Origin of the sequence: Streptomyces sp. NPDC006365 (genome assembly GCF_042870755.1) — a bacterium.
Taxonomy (GTDB): Bacteria; Actinomycetota; Actinomycetes; order Streptomycetales; family Streptomycetaceae; genus Streptomyces; species Streptomyces xiangluensis.
On the sequence record NZ_JBIAHS010000004.1, the window covers coordinates 430,332 to 452,590 of the forward strand.

Annotated in this window: 17 protein-coding genes and 1 tRNA gene; 12 read left to right on the forward strand and 6 right to left on the reverse strand. The window is 70.1% G+C overall.

Annotated features, from left to right (window positions below; genetic code table 11):
• Nucleotides 1–54: 54 nt before the first annotated feature.
• Nucleotides 55–1,566: a PP2C family protein-serine/threonine phosphatase gene (locus tag ACFYO0_RS15185; protein WP_388675091.1), complete on the reverse strand. Its 1,512-nt coding sequence runs from the start codon at nucleotides 1,564–1,566 to the stop codon at nucleotides 55–57.
• A 472-nt stretch (nucleotides 1,567–2,038) separates the two neighbouring features.
• Here ACFYO0_RS15185 and ACFYO0_RS15190 point away from each other — a divergent pair, with 472 nt between their 5' ends.
• On the forward strand, nucleotides 2,039–2,704 hold the full coding sequence (locus tag ACFYO0_RS15190; RefSeq protein ID WP_388675093.1) for a bifunctional DNA primase/polymerase: 666 nt from the start codon (nucleotides 2,039–2,041) through the stop codon (nucleotides 2,702–2,704).
• A gap of 55 nt (nucleotides 2,705–2,759) precedes the next feature.
• Complete coding sequence (locus ACFYO0_RS15195; protein WP_388675096.1) at nucleotides 2,760–3,320, forward strand: hypothetical protein; 561 nt, start codon at nucleotides 2,760–2,762, stop codon at nucleotides 3,318–3,320.
• A gap of 273 nt (nucleotides 3,321–3,593) precedes the next feature.
• On the opposite strand, the gene ACFYO0_RS15200 is transcribed toward ACFYO0_RS15195, so the two are convergent.
• From ACFYO0_RS15200 to ACFYO0_RS15210, 3 genes are all read right to left on the reverse strand, one after another.
• The gene (locus tag ACFYO0_RS15200) at nucleotides 3,594–4,559 is read right to left on the reverse strand and encodes a DUF5926 family protein (RefSeq protein WP_388675099.1); all 966 of its coding nucleotides are present in this window, start codon (nucleotides 4,557–4,559) and stop codon (nucleotides 3,594–3,596) included.
• A gap of 153 nt (nucleotides 4,560–4,712) precedes the next feature.
• Nucleotides 4,713–5,264, reverse strand: coding sequence for an ATP-binding protein (locus tag ACFYO0_RS15205; RefSeq protein WP_388675102.1), 552 nt, complete (start codon nucleotides 5,262–5,264; stop codon nucleotides 4,713–4,715).
• Nucleotides 5,265–5,448: 184 nt separating this feature from the next.
• Nucleotides 5,449–6,261, reverse strand: coding sequence for a glycerophosphodiester phosphodiesterase (locus tag ACFYO0_RS15210; RefSeq protein WP_388675105.1), 813 nt, complete (start codon nucleotides 6,259–6,261; stop codon nucleotides 5,449–5,451).
• Nucleotides 6,262–6,594: 333 nt separating this feature from the next.
• On the opposite strand from ACFYO0_RS15210, the gene ACFYO0_RS15215 reads away from it, so the two are divergent.
• From ACFYO0_RS15215 to ACFYO0_RS15225, 3 genes are all read left to right on the forward strand, one after another.
• The gene (locus tag ACFYO0_RS15215; RefSeq protein WP_388675107.1) at nucleotides 6,595–8,046 is read left to right on the forward strand and encodes a S1C family serine protease; all 1,452 of its coding nucleotides are present in this window, start codon (nucleotides 6,595–6,597) and stop codon (nucleotides 8,044–8,046) included.
• Nucleotides 8,047–8,104: 58 nt separating this feature from the next.
• A tRNA-Ser gene (locus ACFYO0_RS15220) sits at nucleotides 8,105–8,191 on the forward strand.
• 166 nt (nucleotides 8,192–8,357) lie between these two features.
• The gene (locus ACFYO0_RS15225) at nucleotides 8,358–8,762 is read left to right on the forward strand and encodes a hypothetical protein (protein ID WP_388675110.1); all 405 of its coding nucleotides are present in this window, start codon (nucleotides 8,358–8,360) and stop codon (nucleotides 8,760–8,762) included.
• 137 nt (nucleotides 8,763–8,899) lie between these two features.
• Here ACFYO0_RS15225 and ACFYO0_RS15230 read toward each other — a convergent pair whose 3' ends face one another.
• On the reverse strand, nucleotides 8,900–9,778 hold the full coding sequence (locus ACFYO0_RS15230) for a bifunctional DNA primase/polymerase (RefSeq protein WP_388675113.1): 879 nt from the start codon (nucleotides 9,776–9,778) through the stop codon (nucleotides 8,900–8,902).
• A 165-nt stretch (nucleotides 9,779–9,943) separates the two neighbouring features.
• Here ACFYO0_RS15230 and ACFYO0_RS15235 point away from each other — a divergent pair, with 165 nt between their 5' ends.
• From ACFYO0_RS15235 to ACFYO0_RS15265, 7 genes are all read left to right on the forward strand, one after another.
• A complete protein-coding gene (locus tag ACFYO0_RS15235) occupies nucleotides 9,944–11,107 on the forward strand; it encodes an acyl-CoA dehydrogenase family protein (RefSeq protein WP_388675116.1) in 1,164 nt (387 codons plus the stop codon).
• Nucleotides 11,104–12,087, forward strand: a complete 984-nt coding sequence (locus tag ACFYO0_RS15240) for a bifunctional MaoC family dehydratase N-terminal/OB-fold nucleic acid binding domain-containing protein (RefSeq protein ID WP_388675119.1) — start codon at nucleotides 11,104–11,106, stop codon at nucleotides 12,085–12,087. Before ACFYO0_RS15235 ends, ACFYO0_RS15240 begins: the two co-directional genes overlap by 4 nt.
• 1 nt (nucleotide 12,088) lies before the next feature.
• A complete protein-coding gene (locus ACFYO0_RS15245; RefSeq protein ID WP_388675122.1) occupies nucleotides 12,089–13,183 on the forward strand; it encodes an acyl-CoA dehydrogenase family protein in 1,095 nt (364 codons plus the stop codon).
• Entirely contained in the window at nucleotides 13,180–13,635 is a 456-nt protein-coding gene (locus tag ACFYO0_RS15250) for a MaoC/PaaZ C-terminal domain-containing protein (RefSeq protein ID WP_388675125.1), read from the forward strand. The genes ACFYO0_RS15245 and ACFYO0_RS15250 overlap by 4 nt, the downstream gene beginning before the upstream one ends.
• Nucleotides 13,632–14,804 carry a lipid-transfer protein gene (locus ACFYO0_RS15255; RefSeq protein WP_388675128.1) on the forward strand — a complete coding sequence of 391 codons (1,173 nt, stop codon included), beginning with the start codon at nucleotides 13,632–13,634 and terminating at the stop codon, nucleotides 14,802–14,804. The genes ACFYO0_RS15250 and ACFYO0_RS15255 overlap by 4 nt, the downstream gene beginning before the upstream one ends.
• 254 nt (nucleotides 14,805–15,058) lie before the next feature.
• Nucleotides 15,059–15,613 (forward strand): SigE family RNA polymerase sigma factor, encoded by a 555-nt coding sequence (locus tag ACFYO0_RS15260; protein ID WP_388675131.1) that lies wholly within the window; start codon nucleotides 15,059–15,061, stop codon nucleotides 15,611–15,613.
• 264 nt (nucleotides 15,614–15,877) lie between these two features.
• Nucleotides 15,878–17,554 (forward strand): long-chain fatty acid--CoA ligase, encoded by a 1,677-nt coding sequence (locus ACFYO0_RS15265; RefSeq protein ID WP_388675134.1) that lies wholly within the window; start codon nucleotides 15,878–15,880, stop codon nucleotides 17,552–17,554.
• A 102-nt stretch (nucleotides 17,555–17,656) separates the two neighbouring features.
• Here the strand turns inward: ACFYO0_RS15265 and ACFYO0_RS15270 are convergent, their stop codons facing one another.
• The gene (locus ACFYO0_RS15270) at nucleotides 17,657–22,075 is read right to left on the reverse strand and encodes a PAS domain-containing protein (protein ID WP_388675137.1); all 4,419 of its coding nucleotides are present in this window, start codon (nucleotides 22,073–22,075) and stop codon (nucleotides 17,657–17,659) included.
• Nucleotides 22,076–22,259: the final 184 nt, after the last annotated feature.

Consider the following 22,259-nt stretch of genomic DNA (forward strand, 5'->3'; position numbering starts at 1 on the left):
CGTACGGGAGGGGGCCCAGCGGGTCGGAAGTCCTTTTGCGTGGCCTACGGGCACTCACTCGAAGCGTGCCGCCAGCAGCACGACGTCCTCCCGTCCGTCGGCTGCGTCGAGCTCCTGCGGCAGCACCGTCCGCAGCACATGGTCAGCGAGCGCCCCCGGATCCGCACGCAGCGCCCTGGGCACGCTTGCCGCCGCCGCGTGCAGTCGCGCGAAGGCCCGGTCCGTGGGGTCGCCGGTGCGCTGCAGCAGACCGTCCGTGTACAGCAGAACCGTCTCTCCTGGCGCCGCCCGGAACTCCACGCTCGGCGCCTCCCAGCAGGCGAGCATGCCCAGCGGCGCCGACAGCGACGTCTCCACGAACTCCGTGCGCCGCTCACCGATCACCAGCGGCGGGCAGTGCCCGGCACCGGCCATCGTGATCTTGCGCGAGGCGGGCTCGCAGTACGCGAACAGGGCGGTGGCGCTACGGGCGGGCTCGGTCAACCTGAGCAGCAGTTCCAGATCGGACAGGACGGCGACGGGGTCCTCGCCCTCCATCACGGCGTACGCCCGCAGGGACGCCCTCAGCCGTCCCATGGCGGCCACCGCGCTGGGCCCCGACCCCGTGACGGACCCGACCGCGAGACCGAGTGCGGCGTCCGGCAGGGGCAGCGCGTCGAACCAGTCGCCGCCGCCACGCGGGCCGGTGCGATGCCGGGCGGCGAGCTGGACGCCGAAGACCCGGGGCAGCCGAGAGGGCAGCAGCTCCTCGGTGATCGTCGTCATGCACGCGCGCGTGCGTTCCAGTTCGACCAGCCGGGCCAGGTGCTCGGCCGCGGACCGGGCGTACAGACCCACGAGGTGCCGCTGCCGCTCGGCCGGCTCGGCGGGCTCGTCGTACAGCCAGACGGCGGCGCCAAGGCGGCCCGCCGTCTCGGTGGACAGTGGGAGCGCGTAGCTCGCGGCATAGCCGAGCCGGGCGGCCACCTCGCGGTGACGAGGATCGAGCCCGTCCTCGGAGAGCAGATCGGGCTGTGCGATCTCGCCCTCGCCACCAGGCAGTCCGTCCAGGATCTTTCCGTACGACATACAGCTGCGCGGGACCGTCTCGATGTGACCGAGATCGGCGCGGGCGAGGCCCAGCCCGATGGTCGCGTCCGGGCCGAGGCCGTCACCCGGCTCCATGACGACGAGTCCGCGCCGGGCACCCACGAGGGCGGCTCCCGCGCGCATTAGTTCATGAAGTGCGTCACTCAGGCATGCCGTGCGAACCATCCGCTCGGTCAGCTCGTGCAGCGTCGTGAGATCGGACACCCAGCCGGCGAGACGGTCCTGGAGAACGGCTCCTGGGGGGTTTGGAGCAGGGGCCGAAGAGGTACCCGGGGCGGCAGGCGCGGGCGCGACAGTGTGTGTGGGTCCCGGAACAGTTGAATCGATTCCGGCCACTTTCGGAAGGTGAGGGGCGTTCATGGCGTCCGGCTTTCCGACCGGTGCGTATTGCTCAAAAGCATCGCAAACCCCCATGTCATTCTGCGCCGCTAGCAGTGTCTCCACATGTACACGTACTCGTGAGGGGATGTCCAGCATTGTCCTGCTGGGATTCCTGGTGTCCTATGGGGAGCTTGAGAAAAGCAAAGTTGGCTTAAAACTGCCTCGGGTTACGGTGTATTGCGGTCGACTGGCCTTGTTCGACGGAGCGTCACAGCGGTCGTGATGGGTACGTACTCGGTGAAGGCCAGGGGTGGTTGGGATCGTCCCGGAACCTGGCGACGGACCCGGGCGTCTTAACCACCGACGACCGTGCCCCATCCTCCCGTGGCGGAGGCGGCAAGCAATACGCGCGACAGTAATCGCCAGGCGCCGCCACCCCCACGCCATGCCCATGCTGTTGATAGGCGCAGTATGGACGCGGACGCACTCAAGGCTTGACCCATAGGGGTTCCCCTTGTCCTGGACAGGGGTGTGATGCGCCAGTAGGTACGCACAGTGAAGTGATCGACACATGATGTGATGTGGTCCTCGGTGTTGCCAGGCGTGCAACGGAAAGGAACGAGCGCTCATGCGCGAGATCCTCGGAAGGCGACGCAGGCTCCTTTCCAGGCGAAACAATGGAAGGCCTGAGATGCTCGGCGCGGCCCTGACATTCGCGACCGCATGGCAGTGGCCCGTACTCCCCGGCGTCGCGCCGGACCCGCAGGGGCGGGCCCGCTGCGGGTGCCCAGATCCGGAATGCACAGTTCCAGGTGCTCACCCCTTCGACCCCGCTCTCCTCGCGGCGACCACCGACCAGCGCATGGTGCGCTGGTGGTGGACGAACCGCCCCACGGCGCCGATCGTCCTCGCCACCGGCGGCCAGGCACCCTGCGCGGTGAGCCTGCCGACGCTCGCCGCCTCTCGCGCGCTCGGGGCGCTCGACCACATGGGCATGCGACTCGGCCCGGTGATCGCTTCCCCCACGCGCTGGGCGCTGCTCGTGAAGCCGTACTCCTTCGAGCAGCTGGGTGAGTTGCTGTACGCGAAGGACTTCGTGCCCGGCTCACTGCGCTTCCACGGAGAGGGCGGCTATCTCGCGCTTCCCCCGTCCGAGACCGGACAGGGCCAGATCCGCTGGGAGCGGGCGCCGCTGCCCGGCTCGGCGGCGCCTTGGGTGCCCGATGTGGAGGCCGTCGTGGACGCCGTGGTGGAGGCTCTCACTCGTCCGGGTGTGAGCGCACCCGAGTTGTAGGGGAATCGGGCGCGCGGCGAACCGAGCGCCCCTCTTGGTCGTTATCGTCCCTTTCATGCTGCGTTTCTCCGGAGGGCGACCCCCGGGCTTCCGAAAAGTTCGTCTGCCGGCGCTGACGGGCGTCGTCGCGCTCGCGGCCACGCTGCCGCTGGCCGTGGCCTCCGCCGGGCCTGCGGGTAAGGAGAGTCCCGCAAACGTACGTACATCCGAACACGTCGACGGCAAGGCGGCCGCATCACGCAGCGGCCCCGCCGAGAGTCCGCAGTGGCTCGGCCTGGATCCCGCCAGCACCTCCCGCTGCGGGCCCGAACTCGCCTCCCCCGACGGCATCGAGGCGCAGACCTGCGTGCTGACCCGGGGACGGGACACCTGGGCGCGTACGTACTACCGCAACGCGACCGGCGACGACCTTGCCGCCGTACTGACCCTCATGGCACCCGGCAGCCGTACCGTCCGGATGCACTGCGCGGTGGGCGCGGACGACGAGCCGGGGGCGTGCGAGACGCCTCGGGAGCGCACGGTGGGGGACACGCGGGCGTACGCGGCGGTCGTGGAATTCGCGGCAAGTGCCGAGGGACCTCTGTTGCTGCGCTCGGGGAGCGACTCGGCTGCGTAGGGGCCAACTCGCCTGTGGGGAGGGCGGGTTGGGGCGCTTGCAGAGGACGGGCCAGGATCCGGAAACAGAAAGACCCGGTTGCTGGCGACGGGGGATGCACCAGCAACCGGGCTATTGAACGGTAACAAGAGATCGGCGGTTCGCAAATTCGATCTCGGCTATTCGGACACCGAACTTCCTGCCGCGACAGGGGGTTGTGACAGGAGTCACCGGTTCCGCGAGATCCCTGGCGCTGACCGGTCGGTCAGCCGCAGACGGGGTGTCGAACTGGCGTCAACTCAGCGTGACCTGGCGGTTGGTGAGGCCGCCACGCGCCCGGCGCTCGTCCGTGGTGAGCGGTGCTTCGGTGGCCATTGCGGCGGCGAGCCGCTCGGCGAATTCGGTGGCCGGCTTCTCGATGTCCTCCGCGGTGACACCGGTCGGCAGATCCCAGACCGGCACCGTGAGGCCGTGCGCTCGGAAGGAACCCACGAGACGGGTGCCCTCCCCGAGGCTCGACCGGCCGGCCGCGTGCAGCCGCGCGAGCGCGTCCAAAAGCTGCTCCTCGGCGTGCGGCATGACCCAGCGCAGATGGTTCTTGTCCGGGGTCTCGCACCAGTACGCGGCGTCGACGCCCGACAGCTTCACTGTCGGGATGGCGGCGGCGTTGGCGCGCTCCAGGGACGCGGTCACGTCCGGGGTCGCGTTCTCCGAGTCCGGGACCCAGAACTCGAAGCCCGAATGCACCACGGGATCGAACGCGCCCTTGGGGTCGAGGAGATCCTGCAGCCGCGGCCCGTCCGCCGGGGCGCGCCTGCCCTGGACCGGGGTGCCGGGCTCGGCGGTCAGCGCTCGCTGCAGGGTGTCGGCGAGGTCGCGGCTGATGTCGCCGGAAAAGGTGTCGTTCTGGAGGCCGATCATCACGGAGCCGTCGTCGCGGCGCAGCGCGGGCCACGCCATCGGCAGAACGGTCGCGAGCGTGACCGAAGGAACACCCTCCGGTAGGGACCCCTTGAGCGTCAGCTCGACCGTGGCTGCGGGCACCAGCTCGCGCAACGCGACCCAGTCGCACTCGCCCGGCAACCCCTCGAACGGGCGCTGCACCAGCTCGGTCACGGCATGCGACGCGCTCCGCCCGTGACACGCCTTGTAGCGGCGGCCACTGCCACAGGGGCAGGGCTCACGGGCTCCCACAACCGGGATGTCGCCGTCCTGCTGCTGCGGCTGCCTGGCCTTCGTCTGGGATCGCTTCTTGGCCATCGTGGGTTTCTCCCGGTTACGGCTTGTCTCGTACGGGCGCGAGCCTAGTCGCTCGTACGAGGACCGACGGGAACCTGTGGACAACCTGCCGGCCTGTCGAGTCGTCCCGTAACCGGTGTTTCAGTCGACACCTGCTTCGGCCAGACCGGCGCCTCAGCCCAAGTCGTCGAATGCGTCCCCGAAGTCCAGGTCGGGTATCGCCGACACCGCCGGAGCCGTGATGCGCGCCGCGAAGTCGTTGCGCCGGCGCTCCGTGTGTGCGTCATGTGCGTCCTTCTGGACGACCACCCACACCGTGACCTCGCCCTGGACGTCGTCCCTGACGCCCCAGTCGTCGGCCAGCGCGGTGATGATGTTCAGCCCACGGCCGCCGTGTGCGGTGACCGAGGGCGTGGCCGGAACCGGGCGGGTCGGACCACCGCCGTCCGTCACCTCGACGGTCAGCCGTCCGCCCGGGTCCACCCGCCATGCGGCCCGGACATCCCCGTCCCCCGCCAGCGCGTCACCCAGCGGCCGGCCGTGCCGGCATGCGTTGCTCAACAGTTCAGAAAGGATCAGTACGGCATCGTCGATGACCGCTTCCGCCACGCCACCGGTGCGCAACTGATCGCGCATCCGCTGTCTTGCTTCCCCCACGCCCGCAGGGCCATGGGGTACGGCCATGCTCGACGACGTGGGCACCTCCTGTGCCACCACCAACGCCACCCCCGAGACCTCCTTCGCCCCACGCCACGGTGTGGATGCCCCCCTGGACTGGACCGGAAACCGGCCAATGCACATGCAGTGACGCACTCGTAACTCTCGAACACGGACCGAACGCGCCGGAGCACTCCCCGTAATGGCGTGGCCGGATTTCGACGGTCTGGCCGAGTCCCGCGGACCTCGCAGGTCAACGGCCCAGTTGGCGCAGTACCGCGCGCGGGCGGTTGGTGATGATGGCGTCGACACCCAGCTCGACGCAGAGGTCGACGTCTTCGGGTTCGTTCACGGTCCATACGTGAACTTGGTGTCCGGCCCGCTTCAGGCGCTCGATGTACGGCGGGTGGTTCCGCACGATCCGCATGGACGGGCCCGCGGTCCGGACACCCACGGGCAGGCGTCCGTCGCGCAGCCGGGGCGAGAGGAACTGGAGCAGATAGACCGTCGGCAGCGTCGGGGAAGCCGCCCGTACGCGGTGCAGCGAGCGCGCCGAGAAGCTCATGACGCGTACGGGCGATTCGGCGGCGGAGGCCGGGGCGTCCAGGCCGAAGCGCTTCAGGAGGTACAGCAGACGCTCCTCGACCTGGCCCGCCCAGCGCGTGGGGTGTTTCGTCTCGATGGCCAACTCCACGGGGCGGCCGGCGTCGGCGACGAGCTCAAGGAGGCGCTCGAGTGTCAGGACGGACTGCTGCTCCCAGGACGGCGGCCGCTGCTGCTCCCAGTCGGGCGCCTCGTCTCGGTTCTTCCAGGAGCCGAAGTCCAGGGCGGCGAGGTCGGCGAGCTCCAGGGCGGAGACGGCGCCGCGGCCGTTGGAGGTGCGATTGATGCGGCGGTCGTGGACACAGACGAGATGGCCGTCCGCGGTCAGCCGTACATCGCACTCCAGGGCGTCCGCCCCGTCCTCGATCGCCTTCTCGTACGCGGCCAGGGTGTGCTCCGGGGCTTCTTCGGAGGCGCCGCGATGGGCGATCACCTGAATCAGGTGCTGTCGTGCGTGGGTCACCGCGTCATGGTGCCACCGCGCGCGCGTGGCTGCGTCATGCTGCCCACGCGCGTGGGTACGCGCTGAAGGTGGCGACCCAGGAGCTGCGGTGGTTATGTCGGACTGGTCCCATGTAAGGGAAGGAAGTCCGGGCCCTCAGGTACAAAGGAAGGTCCCGGACCCACAGGCACCGCTTATGGCGCCCTGACGTCCCGTGGGAAAAGCTGACGGCATACAAGGAAGTTACCTGCACAGCTGAATCGCGCCGGATCGCGTTCCCGTATGAGCACGTATGAGTGAGCGATACCGAGCGCGACCGGAAGAAACAGCAGTGGTGGATCGAGAGGAAGAGCTGTGAGCACCGAGAACGAGGGCAACAACGAGGGCAACGCGGTACCCCCCGCCCCGTCCGCCCCTCCTGTGCCGGTGGACGCTCCCGCTGCTTCCAGGCATCCGGAGCACGGGGCTCCACCGCGGCCGGGGCCCCATCCGGAATCTCAGGAGGGCGATCCGACGGCCGTGCTGCCGCCTGTGCCCTCCGGAACGCCCGACGGCACAAGTGCCGCCCCCGGTGCGGAGCCGGGCGCCTGGCCCCCTCCGCCTCCGCCGGCCACGCCCGCGTATGCGAGCGGCGGCTCGGGAGCCGGCTGGGGATCCGCGTACCAGCAGCCCGCGCCCAAGTCCGGAGGCGGCCGTGGCGGCCTGATCGCCGCGGTCCTCGTGGCCGCGCTCGTCGCGGGCGGTGTGGGCGGCGGCATCGGCTACTGGGCGGCCGACAGCAACGACTCCTCCACGGGCTCGACTACGGTGTCCGCCTCCCAGAGCGGCGGCGATTTCAAACGCGACGCGGGCACGGTCGCGGCCATCGCCAACGAGGCGCTGCCCAGCACCGTCACCATCGAGTCGGAGAGCGGCAGCGGCGAGGGCGGCACGGGCACAGGCTTCGTCTTCGACAAGCAGGGCCACATCCTCACCAACAACCACGTGGTGGCGGAGGCGGTCGACGGCGGCAAGCTCTCCGCGACCTTCCCCAACGGCAAGAAGTACGACGCCGAGGTGGTCGGCAACGCGCAGGGCTACGACGTCGCGGTCATCAAGCTCAACGACGCGCCCGCGGACCTCAAGCCGCTGCCGATCGGCAACTCCGAGAAGGTGGCCGTCGGCGACTCCACGATCGCGATCGGCGCGCCCTTCGGTCTGTCCAACACGGTGACCACGGGCATCATCAGCGCCAAGAACCGCCCGGTGGCCTCCAGCGACGGCAGCTCCAGCGGCAAGGCCTCGTACATGAGCGCCCTGCAGACCGACGCCTCGATCAACCCGGGCAACTCCGGCGGTCCGCTCCTGGACGCGAAGGGCTCGGTGATCGGCATCAACTCGGCCATCCAGTCCGCGAGCAACGGCCTGGGCGGCACCGGTCAGTCCGGCTCCATCGGCCTGGGCTTCGCGATCCCGATCAACCAGGCGAAGAACGTCGCCCAGCAGCTGATCAGGACCGGCCAGCCGGTCTACCCGGTGATCGGCGCATCGGTCTCCCTCGAGGAGGGCACCGGAGGCGCGAGGATCACCGAGGAGGGCGCGGGCGGCGCGGACCCGGTCGAGCAGGACGGCCCCGCCGACAAGGCCGGTCTCAAGCCGGGCGACGTCATCACCAAGATCGACGACACGGCGATCGACAGCGGCCCCGCACTGATCGGCGAGATCTGGACCCACCAGCCCGGCGACACCGTCACGCTCACGTACACCCGCGACGGCAAGACCAACACGACCGAGGTCACCCTCGGCCAACGGGAGGGCGACAGCTGACCCGCCACGCCGGCTGACCCGTTAGTCTTGATCCCGCGCCGATCTCTGGTCGGCGCGGGGTGGGTTGCCCGAGCGGCCTAAGGGAACGGTCTTGAAAACCGTCGTGGCAGCGATGTCACCGTGGGTTCAAATCCCACACCCACCGCAGATGAACGGTCCCCGACCAGCTAAGTCAGTCGGGGGCCTTCGTCGTTGCCGGTGTCCGTGAACGACCGCTGTTCCCCGCGGTTTCCCTCTCGTTCGGGCACGCGAGGGGCACGCCGACGGGATGATCCGACGCACCGGTGACTGTCTGAGGTGGAGGCATTCTGTTGCAGGAAGCGTTGTACGTGCGGTTCCAGGGGACCACTCGAAGCGAGCGGGGTCATTTCCCCGGGGTCTTCGCCCTCGTCAACGGTCTGGCTCGTGAGGGCAGACTGTCTGAGGAGCAGGAGCGATTTCGGCGGACCAACAACGACTGGTATGACGCCAACTACATCAACCCGTCAGAAACCGACCCGACCGTCTATGACCCTCATCTGAACCCCGGCGCTGTCGCGTGGTTCAAGATTTCATCTGTCGACCTCATCAAGCGCGTGGATGGGTACCTGGAGATCCTTGCAGCACACGGTGTTGGCTGCGCGCGAGCTGAGTCGTCGGATCCTGGAACGATCATCTACGAAGATCAATACCAAGTTGTCGTGGTGCCTCACCGGCCGGCCCTTGGCGAGACCTGAGCACGACATCGATATGAGGTCGGCGGATTCTCAATGTACTTCGCTGCTGTACCGCTCAGCGGCCGGAGGCCTGAAGGGGTGTCTCTCTGGGAGGGACACCCTTCTGCGTGCACCTTCGGGAGCCCCCCGCCCCTCCCTCACCCCTGTCGGCCACCCACCAGCCTCCGGGCCGACCCCACCGTCGACCTTGCCTCCCGTTCCGAAAGGCCCACCTGGAGCGCCGCGTCCACCAGCGGTTCGACGAGTTCGTCGCCGATGCCGTTCTCGTACGCCCGGCAGGCCGCCCAGAAGAGGCGGGTGTTGCGTTGGCCCTCATGGGCGGTGGCGACGAACTGGACCAGGCCCTGGCCGTGCCCGCCCGCTGAGGCTGAGGAGGAGGGTGTGGGGTGGTGCGTCCTGGGCGGGGGTGTGAGCAGGCGCAGGAGGGCGCGTGGACAGGGTGCGGGCGCCAGGTGGGAAGTACCAGGAGCCGTGCGGTAGACGCCGTGCGCGGAGCGCGAGCCGGGGCCGACGAGGTAGCCGCCGGCGCCGCGGATGTCGATGCCGGGGGCGAGACGGCCCGCCGAGTTGGGGACGACGACGTCGGGTGGGCCGGACAGCCACAGGTGGCGGCCGCCGCTGGGGGTCAGGACGACGACCGTCTCCGGGATCGTGAACAGGTGGCGCAGGGCGAGTTCGCGCAGCGCCGCCGAGGAGTCGGTGCCCGATTTGGTGTCGAGGTCGATGCCGATGAGGTGGTGTGGCTCAAGACCGCAGGCGATGCCGTAGCCGGTGGCCCAGGGGGCGGCGGCGAAGAGCTCGCGAATGCGTTCCGGTTCGGTCGAGGCGTCGTACACACCGTGCCCGAAGCGACCGCACTCCCCGTGGCAGGGCGGCGCTGTCGGGTCGTCGCGGTGCGGGGAGCGCAGCGCCGGGAGCTTGGTTCGGGACAGTGGGATGACGGCCAGTCCGCGCTCGGCGGCTGACAGCGCGTGTGCAAGGGCCAGCGTCGTGGCCTGCCGGTCGATGGTGGCCATGACTCCATGTTCGTACGGGTGTTCGAAAAAAGGAAGAGGGGGTGGCCCCGTAGAGGCGGTTGGGCCTCGGTTTCGACGGGGTGTTTCCGATGACCTTGACAGTCCCCAGGATCTGACGGACAGTCAGAAATCCTTGTTCGTACGAGGTCCGGGAGGGCCGTCGTCGTGCACCTCGCCTCCACCGAGCGCCAGCGACGGCTGCGCGCCGAACTCCGTACGTACTTCCGGGACCTGATGCCTGACGGGCCGCCCCGCGCCACCGATTCGGATCGGCAGCGGGCGCTTCTTCGGCGCATCGGTGCCGACGGCTGGCTGGGGCTGGGCTGGCCGGTGGCGTACGGAGGTCAGGGGCGCGGTGCCGATGAGCAGTTCGTGTTCTTCGACGAGGCCTACCGGGCGGGCGCACCCGTCTCCATGGTCACGCTGAACACGGTCGGGCCGACGCTGATGAAGTACGGGACCGAGGAGCAGAAGGACTTCTTCCTGCCTCGGATTCTGCGCGGCGACGTCGTGTTCGCGATCGGGTACTCGGAGCCGTCGGCCGGGACCGACCTCGCTTCGCTGCGGACGCGCGCCGTGCGCGACGGCGGGGACTGGATCGTCGACGGGCAGAAGGTCTTCACCTCCAACGCGCAGAACGCCGACTGGATCTGGCTCGCCTGCCGCACCGACCCGGACGCGCCCAAGCACCAGGGCATCTCGATCCTGCTCGTGCCCACCGACGCCCCCGGTTTCTCATGGACGCCGATCGAGACGGTGGGCGGGCTGACCACGACGGCCACGTACTACGACGGGATCCGCGTTCCGGCGGGCAATCTCGTCGGCGAGGAGAACGGCGGCTGGGGCCTCATCACCAACCAGCTCAACCACGAGCGGGTCGCGCTCGCGGCGATCGGCATGCAGGCCGAGGACTTCTACGCCGCCGCACTGACCGCGGCCCGTACGCCCGATCCGGTGACCGGGCGGCGCAGGGTTGACGAGCCGTGGGTGCGATCGAGACTGGCCGAGGCACATGCGCGGCTGGCGGCATCGCGCCTGCTCAACTGGCGTTTGGCGGGGGATGTCGGGGCCGGCCGGCTGGCTCCCGGCGATGCGAGCGGCGTGAAATTCGCGGGAACCGAATCGACGGTCGCGGTGTATCGAATGTGTCAGGAAATTGTGGGAGCGGACGGGCTGATCCGCTCGGGTTCGCCGGGCGTGTTCGGGGACGGCGAGCTGGAGCGGATGAACAGAGCGGCGCAGATCAACACGTTCGGGGGCGGGGTGAGCGAGGTGCAGCGGGAGATCGTGGCGACGATGCGGCTCGGGATGACGAGGGGGCGGCGGTGAGCGAGGAGTCCGGCGGGGACCTCGACGCACGGCTGAAGGCGTACGAGGGACGGGCGGCAGCGGTAGCGGGCGTGGGCAAGGACCCGGTCAACGAGCCGATGATCCGGCACTGGTGCGAGGCGGTGGGCGACAGAAACCCGGCGTATGCGGGGCCGAATGCCATAGCGCCGCCGACCATGCTCCAGGCGTGGACCATGGGCGGACTGTCCGGGCATCAGGGCAGGTCGAAGGCGTACGACGAACTGCTCGGTCTGCTCGACGACGCCGGTTACACCTCCGTGGTCGCCACCGACTGCGAGCAGGAGTATCTGCGCCCGCTGCGGCCGGGAGACGAGATCACCTTCGACTCGGTGGTCGAATCGGTCTCCGCGCGCAAGACGACCAAGCTGGGCACGGGGTATTTCGTCACGACGCGAATGGATGTACGGGCAGGGGGCCAGCCGGCGGGGACACATCACTTCCGGATCTTCAAATACGCACCTGCGATCCGGAAACCAAGGGCTCCGGAAGATGCGTCACCGGCGACCGAGGCGGCGGCTTCGGATGCCTCGACGGTGTCACGGCCCCGGCGTCCCCGTCCTGTCGTCAACCGTGACAACGCCGGTTTCTGGGAGGGCGTGGCCCGGCACCGGTTGCTGATCCAGCGCTGCGACGGGTGCGAGACCCTGCGCTTTCCCTGGCTGCCGGGGTGCAACGAGTGCGGGTCACTGGATTGGGACACGGTCGAGGCGAGCGGGGAGGGGATCGTGTACTCGTACGTCGTGATGCACCACCCGCCCTTCCCGGCCTTCGATTCTCCCCATGCGGTCGGGCTGATCGAACTCGCAGAGGGCGTGCGGATGATCAGCAACGTGGTGGGAGTGCCGCACGACGAGGTGCGGATCGGGATGCCGGTACGCCTCGAATACGAGCGGGCGGACGAAGAGTTGGAGCTGCCGGTCTTCCGTCCTGTCGGAGCCGTCGAGGGGAGTGAGGGCTGACATGGACTTCACACCCACACAGGAGCAGGCGGCGGCCCGTGAGCTGGCCGCGCGGATCTTTGGCGACCTGTCCACACCCGAGCGGCTCGCCGCCGCCGGGACGGGCAGTGATGCCGAGCTGTGGAAGGCGCTGTGCGAGGCCGGGCTCGTGGCCGCCGTGGAGGAGATAGGGCTCCTCGGGCTGGTGCTCCTGTTGGAGGAACAGGGGCGGACGACGGCCCAGGTGCCGTTCGCGGCGAGCTGTGTGTACGGGCTGTTGGCGGTGTCGGCACATGGTTCGGCGGAGCAGCGGGAACGGCTGTTGCCGGGCATCGGGGACGGGACAGCGGTGGTGAGCGGGGCGCTGTGCGAAGCGGCTGTACGGGAGGAAAGGCCCGGGGAGCTGAGCGGCACCGTCGCCGCAGTGCCGTGGCTCCGCGACGCCACGCATGTCCTGGTCGTGGACGACAAGCGCCGACTGTGGCTGGTGCGGAGCACAGACGCCGAGTGCACTCCCGTCGAGCTGACGGCGCCCTGGTCTGCGGGGCGGCTGACGCTGGACGGCACGCCGGCGGAGCGGCTCGGCGAGGGGGCGTACGAGAGCCGGGTGCGCCGGGACGGGGCGAACGAGGGCAGGCCGTACGACGACGTGCTCGCCACCGCGCGTACCGCCTTCGCGGGGCTGCAGGCCGGGGTGTGCGCGGGTTCGCTGGCTCGGGCGGTGGAGCACACCAACACCCGCGAGCAGTTCGGGCGGCCGCTCGCGGCCAAGCAGGGGGTCCAACTCCGGGCAGCGGATGCGTACATGGACACCGAGGCGATACGGGTCACGGCGTACGAGGCGGCCTGGCGACGTGACGAGAGGCTGGAGTACGCCAGTCATGCGCTGACCGCCGCGTGGTGGGCCTCGGAGGCGGGGCAGCGCGTGGTGCACACGGGCCAGCATCTGCACGGCGGCATGGGGGCCGACCTCGACCATCCTGTGCACCGGCACTTTCTGTGGGGGCGGCAACTGGACGCGTATCTGGGATGCGGGAGCGAAGTTCTCCAGGAGCTGGGGGAGTTGATCGTGCACGGAGAGGGCGAGGGAGAGGGAACGGGGGCGGTGGAGGCATGAGCGCCGGTGTCGGGCAGATGGTTTGTGTCGGTTATGAGCTGCCGCCGCTGGAGATCGAGATCACCCGTACGCTCATCGTCGCCGGGGCCATCGCGTCGCGCGACTACCAGGATGTGCACCACGACGCGGAGCTCGCACGGCAGAAGGGCTCGCCGGACATCTTCATGAACATCCTGACGACCAATGGTCTGGTCGGCCGCTACATCACGGACCACTTCGGTCCCACGGCGGTTCTCCGCCGAGTGGCGATCAGACTGGGGGTGCCCAACTACCCCGGCGACACGATGGCGTTGACCGGCACGGTCGACGAGGTCACGGAGGTCGAGGGCGACGATGCCGCGGGCAAGACGGTCACAGTGAGGGTGGTCGGGGCCAACGGCATACGCAAGCACGTCACGGGGACGGTGACCGTGACGGTCCCAGGCGGTGCGGACGGGGTGGGCCGGTCATGAGCGTACGGACGAGGGACACGCTCGGTGGACGGGCGGCGGTCGTGGGGATCGGGGCCACCGAGTTTTCCAAGGACTCGGGGCGCAGTGAGCTGCGGCTGGCGGTGGAGGCGGTGCGGGCCGCGCTCGACGACGCGGGGCTCACGGCGGCCGATGTGGACGGGATGGTGACGTTCACGATGGACACCAGCCCGGAGATCACGGTTGCCCAAGCCGCCGGTATGGGGGAGCTGTCCTTCTTCTCACGAATCCACTACGGCGGCGGGGCGGCCTGCGCGACCGTTCAGCAGGCCGCGCTCGCGGTGGCGACGGGGGTGGCCGAAGTCGTGGTCTGCTACCGCGCGTTCAACGAGCGGTCGGGGCGGAGATTCGGGTCCGGGGTGCAGCGACGGGAGCCGTCGGCCGAGGGCGCGGCACTCGGCTGGGGCCTGCCGTTCGGGCTGCTCACACCTGCCTCCTGGGTGGCGATGGCGGCGCAGCGTTATCTGTACACGTATGGGCTGACGTCAGAGGCGTTCGGGCAGGTCGCGGTCGTGGACAGGAAGTATGCGGCGACCAACCCGGCGGCGTACTTCCACGGCAGACCGATCACGCTCGCCGACCATGCCGCCTCGCGCTGGATCGTCGAGCCGCTGCGGTTGCTGGACTGCTGCCAGGAGACCGACGGCGGACAGGCCCTGGTCGTCACCTCCGTGGAGCGGGCGCAAGACCTGCCGCATCCGCCGGCGGTGATCACGGCGGCGGCCCAGGGCGCCGGCCGGAGACAGGAGCAGATGACCAGCTTCTACCGGGACGATCTGACGGGGCTGCCGGAGATGGGGGTGGTGGCGAGGCAGTTGTGGCGTACATCCGGACTGACGGCGGCCGAGATGGATGTGGGGATTCTGTACGACCACTTCACGCCGTTCGTGCTGATGCAGTTGGAGGAGTTCGGGTTCTGCAAGCCGGGTGAGGCGGCGGACTTTGTCGCTGAGGGGCGGCTGCCGCTCAACACACACGGGGGACAGCTCGGGGAGGCGTACCTGCACGGAATGAACGGCGTGGCGGAAGCGGTACGACAGCTGCGTGGGACGTCCGTGAACCAGATATCCGGCGCCCGCCGGGTGCTGGTCACGGCGGGCACGGGGGTTCCTACGTCCGGACTGATCCTCGGGGCGGATGACGGAGGCTGAAAACGGGGCGATTCCCGCGGGGGTTACTCCCCACTGCCGAGTCCTTGAGCGTTCCGTACTCCTACGGAACCGCACGGCGCTGCCCTGTACTACTCCTGTGGGAGGGGTCTCTCAGGGGTGGACCCTCAGGGGTGCGGGCTGTGACCTCCACCTCCAGGAGGTGGAGGTAGCGCCACTCCTACAACCTGAGGCGGACAAGGCTTCAGGACCTCCGGCCGATCCGCTCGAGTAGGGGGCGATCCTAGCGTGGAGCCATGACCACACCCGTCTGCACCAGCGCCTCGAACGCCGCTACGCCAAGGGCGGGGACCCTCGCGTATCCGTCGTTCGCGTCGTACGTGAAGGCCCGCCAGCCCGTGCTGCTGCGTACCGCGCGCTCGCTGACCGCGAACCCCAGCGACGCCGAGGATCTGCTGCAGACCGCACTGACGAAGACGTATGTCGCGTGGGAGCGGATTGAGGACCACCGGGCGCTCGACGGTTACGTCCGCCGGGCGCTGCTGAACACGCGGACGTCGCAGTGGCGGAAGCGGAAGGTCGACGAGTTCGCGTGTGAGGAACTGCCGGAGCCGCCGGCTCCGCCTGCCGGGGATCCGGCGGAGCAGCAGGCGCTTCACGACGCGATGTGGCGCGCGATCATGAGGTTGCCGGCGCGGCAGCGGGCGATGGTCGTCCTGCGGTACTACGAGGACCTGAGCGAGGCCCAGACGGCGGAGGTGCTCGGTGTTTCGGTCGGCACGGTCAAGTCGGCGGTGTCGCGTGCGCTCGGCAAGTTGCGAGAGGACCCGGAGTTGGACCCTGTTCGCTGACGGGTGCGGCGTCGTCGCCAGGGCTCGGCGCCTGGCCCCCGTATCGGCCTGACGGCCTCGTGCTCGACCTCGCCTCCCCGCTCTCGGCTTCTCCGCCACGACGGGCTGACACGAACGGGCTGAATGGCGCTCGGCCGCCTCACAAGCCCTGCCTCGCCAGGGAAGCCCTGCACACCCCCGTGATCGATCATCCCGGTACTAGTGACATACCGCGCGGTATGTGCGCACAATCAGCCCCAAACCTTTCACGCCACCGCGCAGGCAATGTCGCCCCGGGAGGACGCCGTGCAGAGCACGATGCAGGACGTACCGCTGCTGATCTCGAGGATCCTGACCCACGGGTCGACCATCCACGGTTCATCGCAGGTAATCACGTGGACCGGCGAGGGGGAGCCGCACCGGCGTTCGTTCGCCGAGATCGGAGCACGGGCCGCCCGGTTGGCGCACGCCCTGCGGGAGCTCGGAGTCGAAGAGGGACAGCCCACGGGCACCTTGATGTGGAACAACGCCGAGCACGTCGAGGCGTACTTCGCGATCCCCTCCATGGGCGCGGTGCTGCACACGCTCAATCTCCGTTTGCCCCCGGAGCAGCTGGCCTGGATCGTGAACCACGCCGCCGACCGCGTGGTGATCGCCAACGGTTCGCTGTTGCCGCTGCTCGCGCCGTTGCTGCCGCATCTGAAGTCGGTCGAGCATGTGATCGTCTCGGGGCCTGGAGATCGTTCGCTGCTGGACGGGGCGTCGGTCCAGGTGCACGAGTACGAGGAACTGATCGCGGACAAGCCCGAGACGTACGACTGGCCGGAGCTGGACGAACGCCGTGGCGCGGCCATGTGCTACACCTCGGGGACGACGGGTGACCCCAAGGGTGTCGTCTTCTCCCACCGTTCCGTCTATCTGCACTCCATGCAGATCAACATGACGCAGTCCATGGGCCTCACCGACCAGGACACGTCCCTCGTCGTGGTCCCGCAGTTTCATGTGAACGCCTGGGGGGTACCGCACGCGACGTTCATGACCGGTGTGAACATGCTGATGCCGGACCGTTTTCTCCAGCCGGGCCCGCTCGCCGAGATGATCGAGAGCGAGAAGCCGACGCACGCCGCCGCTGTCCCCACCATCTGGCAGGGGCTGCTCGGGGAGCTCAAGGCCAAGCCGCGGGACGTGAGTTCGCTGACGCAGGTCACCATCGGCGGCTCCGCCTGCCCGCCCTCCCTCATGAAGGCCTTCGATGAGCTGGGCATGCGCGTCTGCCACGCCTGGGGCATGACGGAGACCTCCCCGCTCGGCACGATCGCCCGGCCGCCGGCCCATGTCGTCGGTACGGATGAGGAGTTCACATACCGCCTCACGCAGGGCCGTTTCCCCGCGAGCGTCGAGGCCCGGCTGACCGGCCCCGGCGGCGAGCGGCTGCCCTGGGACGGCGAGTCCGCGGGCGAACTGGAGGTACGCGGTCCATGGATTGCGGGCGCGTACTACGGCGGCCATGGCGCCACGGAAGCCCTGCGCCCCGCCGACAAGTTCAGCGAGGACGGCTGGCTCAAGACCGGTGACGTCGGCACGATCAGCCCTGACGGCTTCCTGACCCTCACCGACCGCGCCAAGGACGTCATCAAGTCGGGAGGGGAGTGGATCTCGTCGGTGGAGCTGGAGAACGCGCTCATGTCCCATCCCGACGTCGCCGAGGCCGCCGTAGTCGCTGTACCCGACGAGAAGTGGGGCGAACGCCCGCTGGCCACTGTCGTCCTCAAGGAGGGCGCCACCGCAGACTTCAACACCCTGCGAGCCTTCCTCGCCGACGAGGGCAGGATCGCCAAGTGGCAGCTCCCCGAACGCTGGACGGTCATCGAGGCGGTGCCGAAGACCAGCGTTGGCAAGTTCGACAAGAAGGTGCTGCGCAGGCAGTACGCCGCGGGCGATCTGGACATCACGCAGATCTGACAGATCCGACGGCTTTGAGCGCCGCTATGTGAGTTGGTCGGTATGTGAGCCGGGGCGCTGTTTCACGTGAAACAGCGCCCCGGCTCACATATGCGAAACCGATCAGTTCGTGCCGATCCGTGCCAGCAGTTCCACGATCCTGCTCTGCACCTCGGTGCTCGTCGAGCGTTCGGCGAGGAACAGAACCGTCTCCCCCGCGGCTAGGCGCGGGAGTTCGGACTGGTCGACGGCGGCGGTGTAGACGACGAGCGGGGTGCGGTTCAACTGGCCGTTCGCGCGCAGCCAGTCGACGATTCCGGCACGACGGCGGCGTACCTGCATCAGGTCCATCACTACGAGGTTCGGCCGCATCTGCGCGGCCAGGGTGACAGCGTCCGAGTCGGACGAGGCCCGAGCGACCTGCATCCCGCGCCGCTCCAGCGCCGAGGTCAGCGCCAGCGCGATCTCCGCATGCTCCTCGATGAGCAGCACACGCGGTGGGTGCTGCTCGCTGTCGCGGGGTGCCAGAGCCTTCAGGAGTACGGCAGGGTCGGCGCCGTAGGCCGCCTCGCGCGTGGCCTGCCCGAGTCCCGCCGTCACGAGCACCGGAACCTCGGCGGCGACGGCGGCCGTACGCAGCGACTGGAGCGCCGTACGCGTGATAGGCCCGGTCAGCGGGTCGACGAACAGCGCGGCCGGGAACGCGGCGATCTGCGCGTCCACCTCCTCGCGAGAGTGAACGATCACCGGCCGGTAACCGCGGTCGCTCAGCGCCTGCTGCGTACCGACGTCCGGCGCGGGCCAGACCAGTAGCCGGCGCGGATTGTCCAGGGGCTCCGGGGGCAGCTCGTCGTCCATCGGCTGCGGCAGGGGCTGGTTCGCGACCTCGACCGCGCCGCCGGGGCCGTCGAGCGGCTCGGGACCTTCGTCGGCGTTCTCGTCCGGGGCCCCTATGGCGTACGAGCGGCCGGGGCCCTCGGTGGCGTCGGCCGGCCGGGGCTCGGGTGCTGGCGTGTTCGGTTGGGGCTGGGGCGCCGCGGTCGGCTGCGGGTGCGGGCGAGCCGCCGTCTCCGGGTGCTCGCCGGCGGATTCGGGCGCGGGGACGGGCTCGGGGATGGCTTCGTTACGGTTGCCGAGCTTGCGGCGGCGGCCGGAGCCGTTGGTCGCGTGAGGGGGCGGCGTCGGGGCTTGGGGTTGGGGCTGCGTCTGCGGCTGGAGTTGCTGAGCCTGGGGCTGCGGCTGGGGAGCCGCCAGGGGCGTGGGCTGGTTCGGCTGGGGCTGCTGGGCGTCGCTCATACGGCGACCGAACGGGACGCCCTGCCCGAGAGTACGGACGCTGAAGGCGCGGCCCTGGGTTGAGTTGGGGTCCACGGCGGGCGCGGCGGCAGCGGGCGCCGCGGGGGGTGGGGCTTCGGCGGGGAGCGGCTGGGCCGTGCGAGGCCCGTCCGCTTCGGCCGGTGCCGGTGCCGGTGCCGGGGTCGGGGCTTGGGCGGCGGTGGGGGCTGCGGCCTGGGGCGCCGGGGCTTCGCCCGAGCCCGGCCAGGGCTGGGACTGGTACTGAGGGCTCGGGGCCGCCATGGGCTGGGGTTGCGGCTGAGGCTGAGGCTGGGAGTTCTGCGCGACGGCGGCGCCTTGCGGCGACGTACCCGCAGCGGGCGCACCGCCCGCAGGCGTGGTCGCGGCAGCGGCCTCCGCGGGAATCCCCTGGGGAGGTACGCCCTGTGGCGGGATCATCGGCTGAGGCATGACCTGCCCGGTAGCCCCCGGAACGGCGACGCTCTGGCCGGGAGCTCCCTGCTCCGGGACGCCTTGCGCGGCGACGGGCTGTCCGGGAACGCCCTGGGCGGAAGCATCACCTTGCGCGGGGACCCCCTGAGCGGGAGTCAGTTGTGCGGGAGCCCCTTGAGCCACCGCCTGCGCGGGCGCCATCTGCCCGGGAACACCTTGCCCCGCCCCCGTGGCGTCCCCCTGTCGGGCCCGCCGCCGCCCGGTAGGAGCCGACACCGGATGCGGCTGTGGCGGAGTGTGATCCTCGGCAGGATCGTGCAGGGCCGCATCATGACGCCCATCGTCGGCCTGCACCTGACCGGCCTGGCCGTGACCGACTTGCTGCTGCCCGGTCTGCCCATGCCTAGCCTGCACCTGCCCCGTCTGCCCCTGGGCTGGCTGCTGAACGGCGTATCCAGGGCCGCGGTCCGCCTCCGCCGGCGGTAGCGCGAACACCGAGCGCGGCCCGGCCTCCTGAGCGGCCTGTCGTTCGGCCGCCGCGGCCAGCGCACGCCGACGCCGCCCGGTCGGCCGGCCGGCTCCGTCACTGCCATGGCCCGACGGCAGCGCGGCAGGCAGCGCCTGGCGCTCACCGCCGACCTGCCGCGGACGCTGCCCCTCGGGCGCGGGCACGCCTTGCGGAGGCACCGTCGGCCCGAGCCCGGTGGCCGCAGCACCCGCGGCATGCTCGGCTGCGGTCACGACCGCACCCTCGGCAACCCCGCCGCCGCTTTCCGCGGGACTCGGCCGCCCCCGCCGCCGCCCGGTCCCCCCGGACACCTGGGAACCCTCACCGGTCCCCTGCGCAGGAACGGGCACCTGCGCCGTCTGCGATTCATTCGCCGCGGCCCGCCTGCGCCGCCGCCCGGTGGGCGCCGCCGCCCCGCTCTCCGTTGCCGTCCCTGTGCCCGCCTCGGCCGAGGGCGTGACATCACTCTCCAGGAAGGCGTCCACCGAGGCCCGCCGAGCCCGCCGTCGCCCGCCACCCGCCTGCACGGGGACCTGTTCGGGCAACGCAAGCGCGGAACCAGGCCCACCCTCCGCCGGGGCACCCGAGCCCGCCGCCACATCCGCACCAAGATCCGGCGCCGGAGTCTGAGTGGAAACCGCCCCGGCCCCACCCCCGATGGGCACCTCGAGCACAAACGCACTGCCGCTCATCCCCGGCACCTCGTGCGTCTGCAGCACTCCACCGTGCGCCCGCACGATCCCGCGCACGATCGGCTCGTGCACCGGGTCTCCCCCGGCATACGGCCCCCGCACCTCGATCCGTACGACCTCGCCGCGCTGGGCGGCCGCCACGACGACCGTGTTGTCCATGTAGCCACCGGCCGAGACCGGCGCGTTGCCCGTCGAGTCGACGCCCGCGACGTCCGCGACGAGGTGCGCGAGCGCGGTCGCGAGCCGCTGCGGGTCGACCTCGGCCTCGATGGGCGGCGCGTGCACGGCGAACTGCACCCGCCCGGGCCCGATCAGCTCGACGGCTCCGTCGACACCGGCCGTGACGACCGCGTCGAGCATGACCTTCGTGCGTACGACGTTCTCGGCCCCGGCGTCGAGCCGCTGGTAACCGAGCACGTTGTCGATGAGTGTGGTGATCCGGGAGTAGCCGGCCGCGAGGTGGTGCAGTACCTGGTTGGCCTCGGGCCACAGCTGTCCGGCGTCGTCGGCGGCGAGGGCGGACAGGTCGCCGCGCAGCTGGTCGAGCGGGCCGCGCAGGGACTGCCCGAGCACGGCAAGCAACTGCTCGTGCCGCGCGGCCAGCGCCTCGTACCGGTCCTTCTCCCGCTCGGCGAGCGCCGCGTACCGGTCGTCGCCCGCGGCCAGCTCCTCCTCATGCGCCTCGCGCAGCCCGGCGAGCTCCTTGCCGTGCTCGTCCCGGAGCGCGTTCAGCGCCGCGGCATGCTCCTCGGCGACCCGCGCGAGCTCCTCCTGATGCCGCAGGGCAGCCGCGTCCTTCTCATCGACAAGTGCGTCGTACGCCCGCCGGTCGGTGAAGGTCATCACCGCGCCGACGAGCTGGTCCCCGTCCCGCACGGGTGCGGTCGTCAGGTCGACGGGCACCTGGTCGCCGCTCTTGGACCACAGCACCTGTCCCCGCACCCGGTGCTTGCGCCCCGAGCGGAGAGTGTCGGCGAGTGGCGACTCCTCGTACGGGAAGGGGGTGCCGTCGGCGCGCGAGTGCAGCGTCAGCGGATGCAGTTCCTGTCCGCCCAGGTCGCTGGCCCTGAAGCCGAGAATCTGCGCGGCGGCCGGATTGACGAGGACGACTCGCCCCTCCGTGTCGGTCCCGACCACGCCCTCGGCGGCGGCGCGCAGAATCATCTCCGTCTGCCGCTGCGAACGCGCAAGCTCGGCCTCGGTGTCGACGGTGCCGGAGAGGTCGCGTACGACAAGCATCAGCAGCTCATCGCTGGTGTAGCCGGAACTGTCGTACGCCTGCTGGCCGTTCTCCAGATTCGCGCTCGTGACCTCGACCGGGAACTCGCTGCTGTCGGTGCGCCGGGCCATCATCCGCCGCGGCTTGGTCCCGCCGCGCGGGTCGATGCTGTCGGGCCGGCGCATCGACCCGGGGATCAGCCGGGAGTCGAACTCGGGCAGCAGATCGAGCAGTCCGCGCCCGACCAGAGCCGTCCCCGGGGCCTCGAAGGTCTCCAGGGCGATGGTGTTGGCGTTGACGACGGTCCCATTGGCGTTGACCAGCACCAACGCATCAGGAAGCGCGTCCAGTATGGCTGCGAGGCGAGCAGCGCCTCGGGATGGCCTGCTGCTCACGAGACGCTTCCTCCCTGTTACCGCACCTTGCCGACCGCGGAGGCCATCTTGCCAACCGGTCCGCGACGTGTCACGCGAGGGAGTCTACGGGCAGAGGTTGCGCTCGCGACGCCGGATGAGAGGGAGGTCGCACGCAGAAGAGAAGTAGAGAAGACGCAGAAGCTGTGACCTCCTCGTCAGCCCT

Bases quoted from the DNA above. Each gene is read 5' to 3' on its own strand.
- ACFYO0_RS15185 (WP_388675091.1), bottom strand. From the start codon at position 1,566: ATGCTGGACATCCCCTCACGAGTACGTGTACATGTGGAGACACTGCTA.
- ACFYO0_RS15190 (WP_388675093.1), top strand. From the start codon at position 2,039: ATGCGCGAGATCCTCGGAAGGCGACGCAGGCTCCTTTCCAGGCGAAAC.
- ACFYO0_RS15195 (WP_388675096.1), top strand. From the start codon at position 2,760: ATGCTGCGTTTCTCCGGAGGGCGACCCCCGGGCTTCCGAAAAGTTCGT.
- ACFYO0_RS15200 (WP_388675099.1), bottom strand. From the start codon at position 4,559: ATGGCCAAGAAGCGATCCCAGACGAAGGCCAGGCAGCCGCAGCAGCAG.
- ACFYO0_RS15230 (WP_388675113.1), bottom strand. From the start codon at position 9,778: ATGGCCACCATCGACCGGCAGGCCACGACGCTGGCCCTTGCACACGCG.
- ACFYO0_RS15245 (WP_388675122.1), top strand. From the start codon at position 12,089: ATGGACTTCACACCCACACAGGAGCAGGCGGCGGCCCGTGAGCTGGCC.
- ACFYO0_RS15250 (WP_388675125.1), top strand. From the start codon at position 13,180: ATGAGCGCCGGTGTCGGGCAGATGGTTTGTGTCGGTTATGAGCTGCCG.
- ACFYO0_RS15255 (WP_388675128.1), top strand. From the start codon at position 13,632: ATGAGCGTACGGACGAGGGACACGCTCGGTGGACGGGCGGCGGTCGTG.
- ACFYO0_RS15260 (WP_388675131.1), top strand. From the start codon at position 15,059: ATGACCACACCCGTCTGCACCAGCGCCTCGAACGCCGCTACGCCAAGG.
- ACFYO0_RS15265 (WP_388675134.1), top strand. From the start codon at position 15,878: ATGTCGCCCCGGGAGGACGCCGTGCAGAGCACGATGCAGGACGTACCG.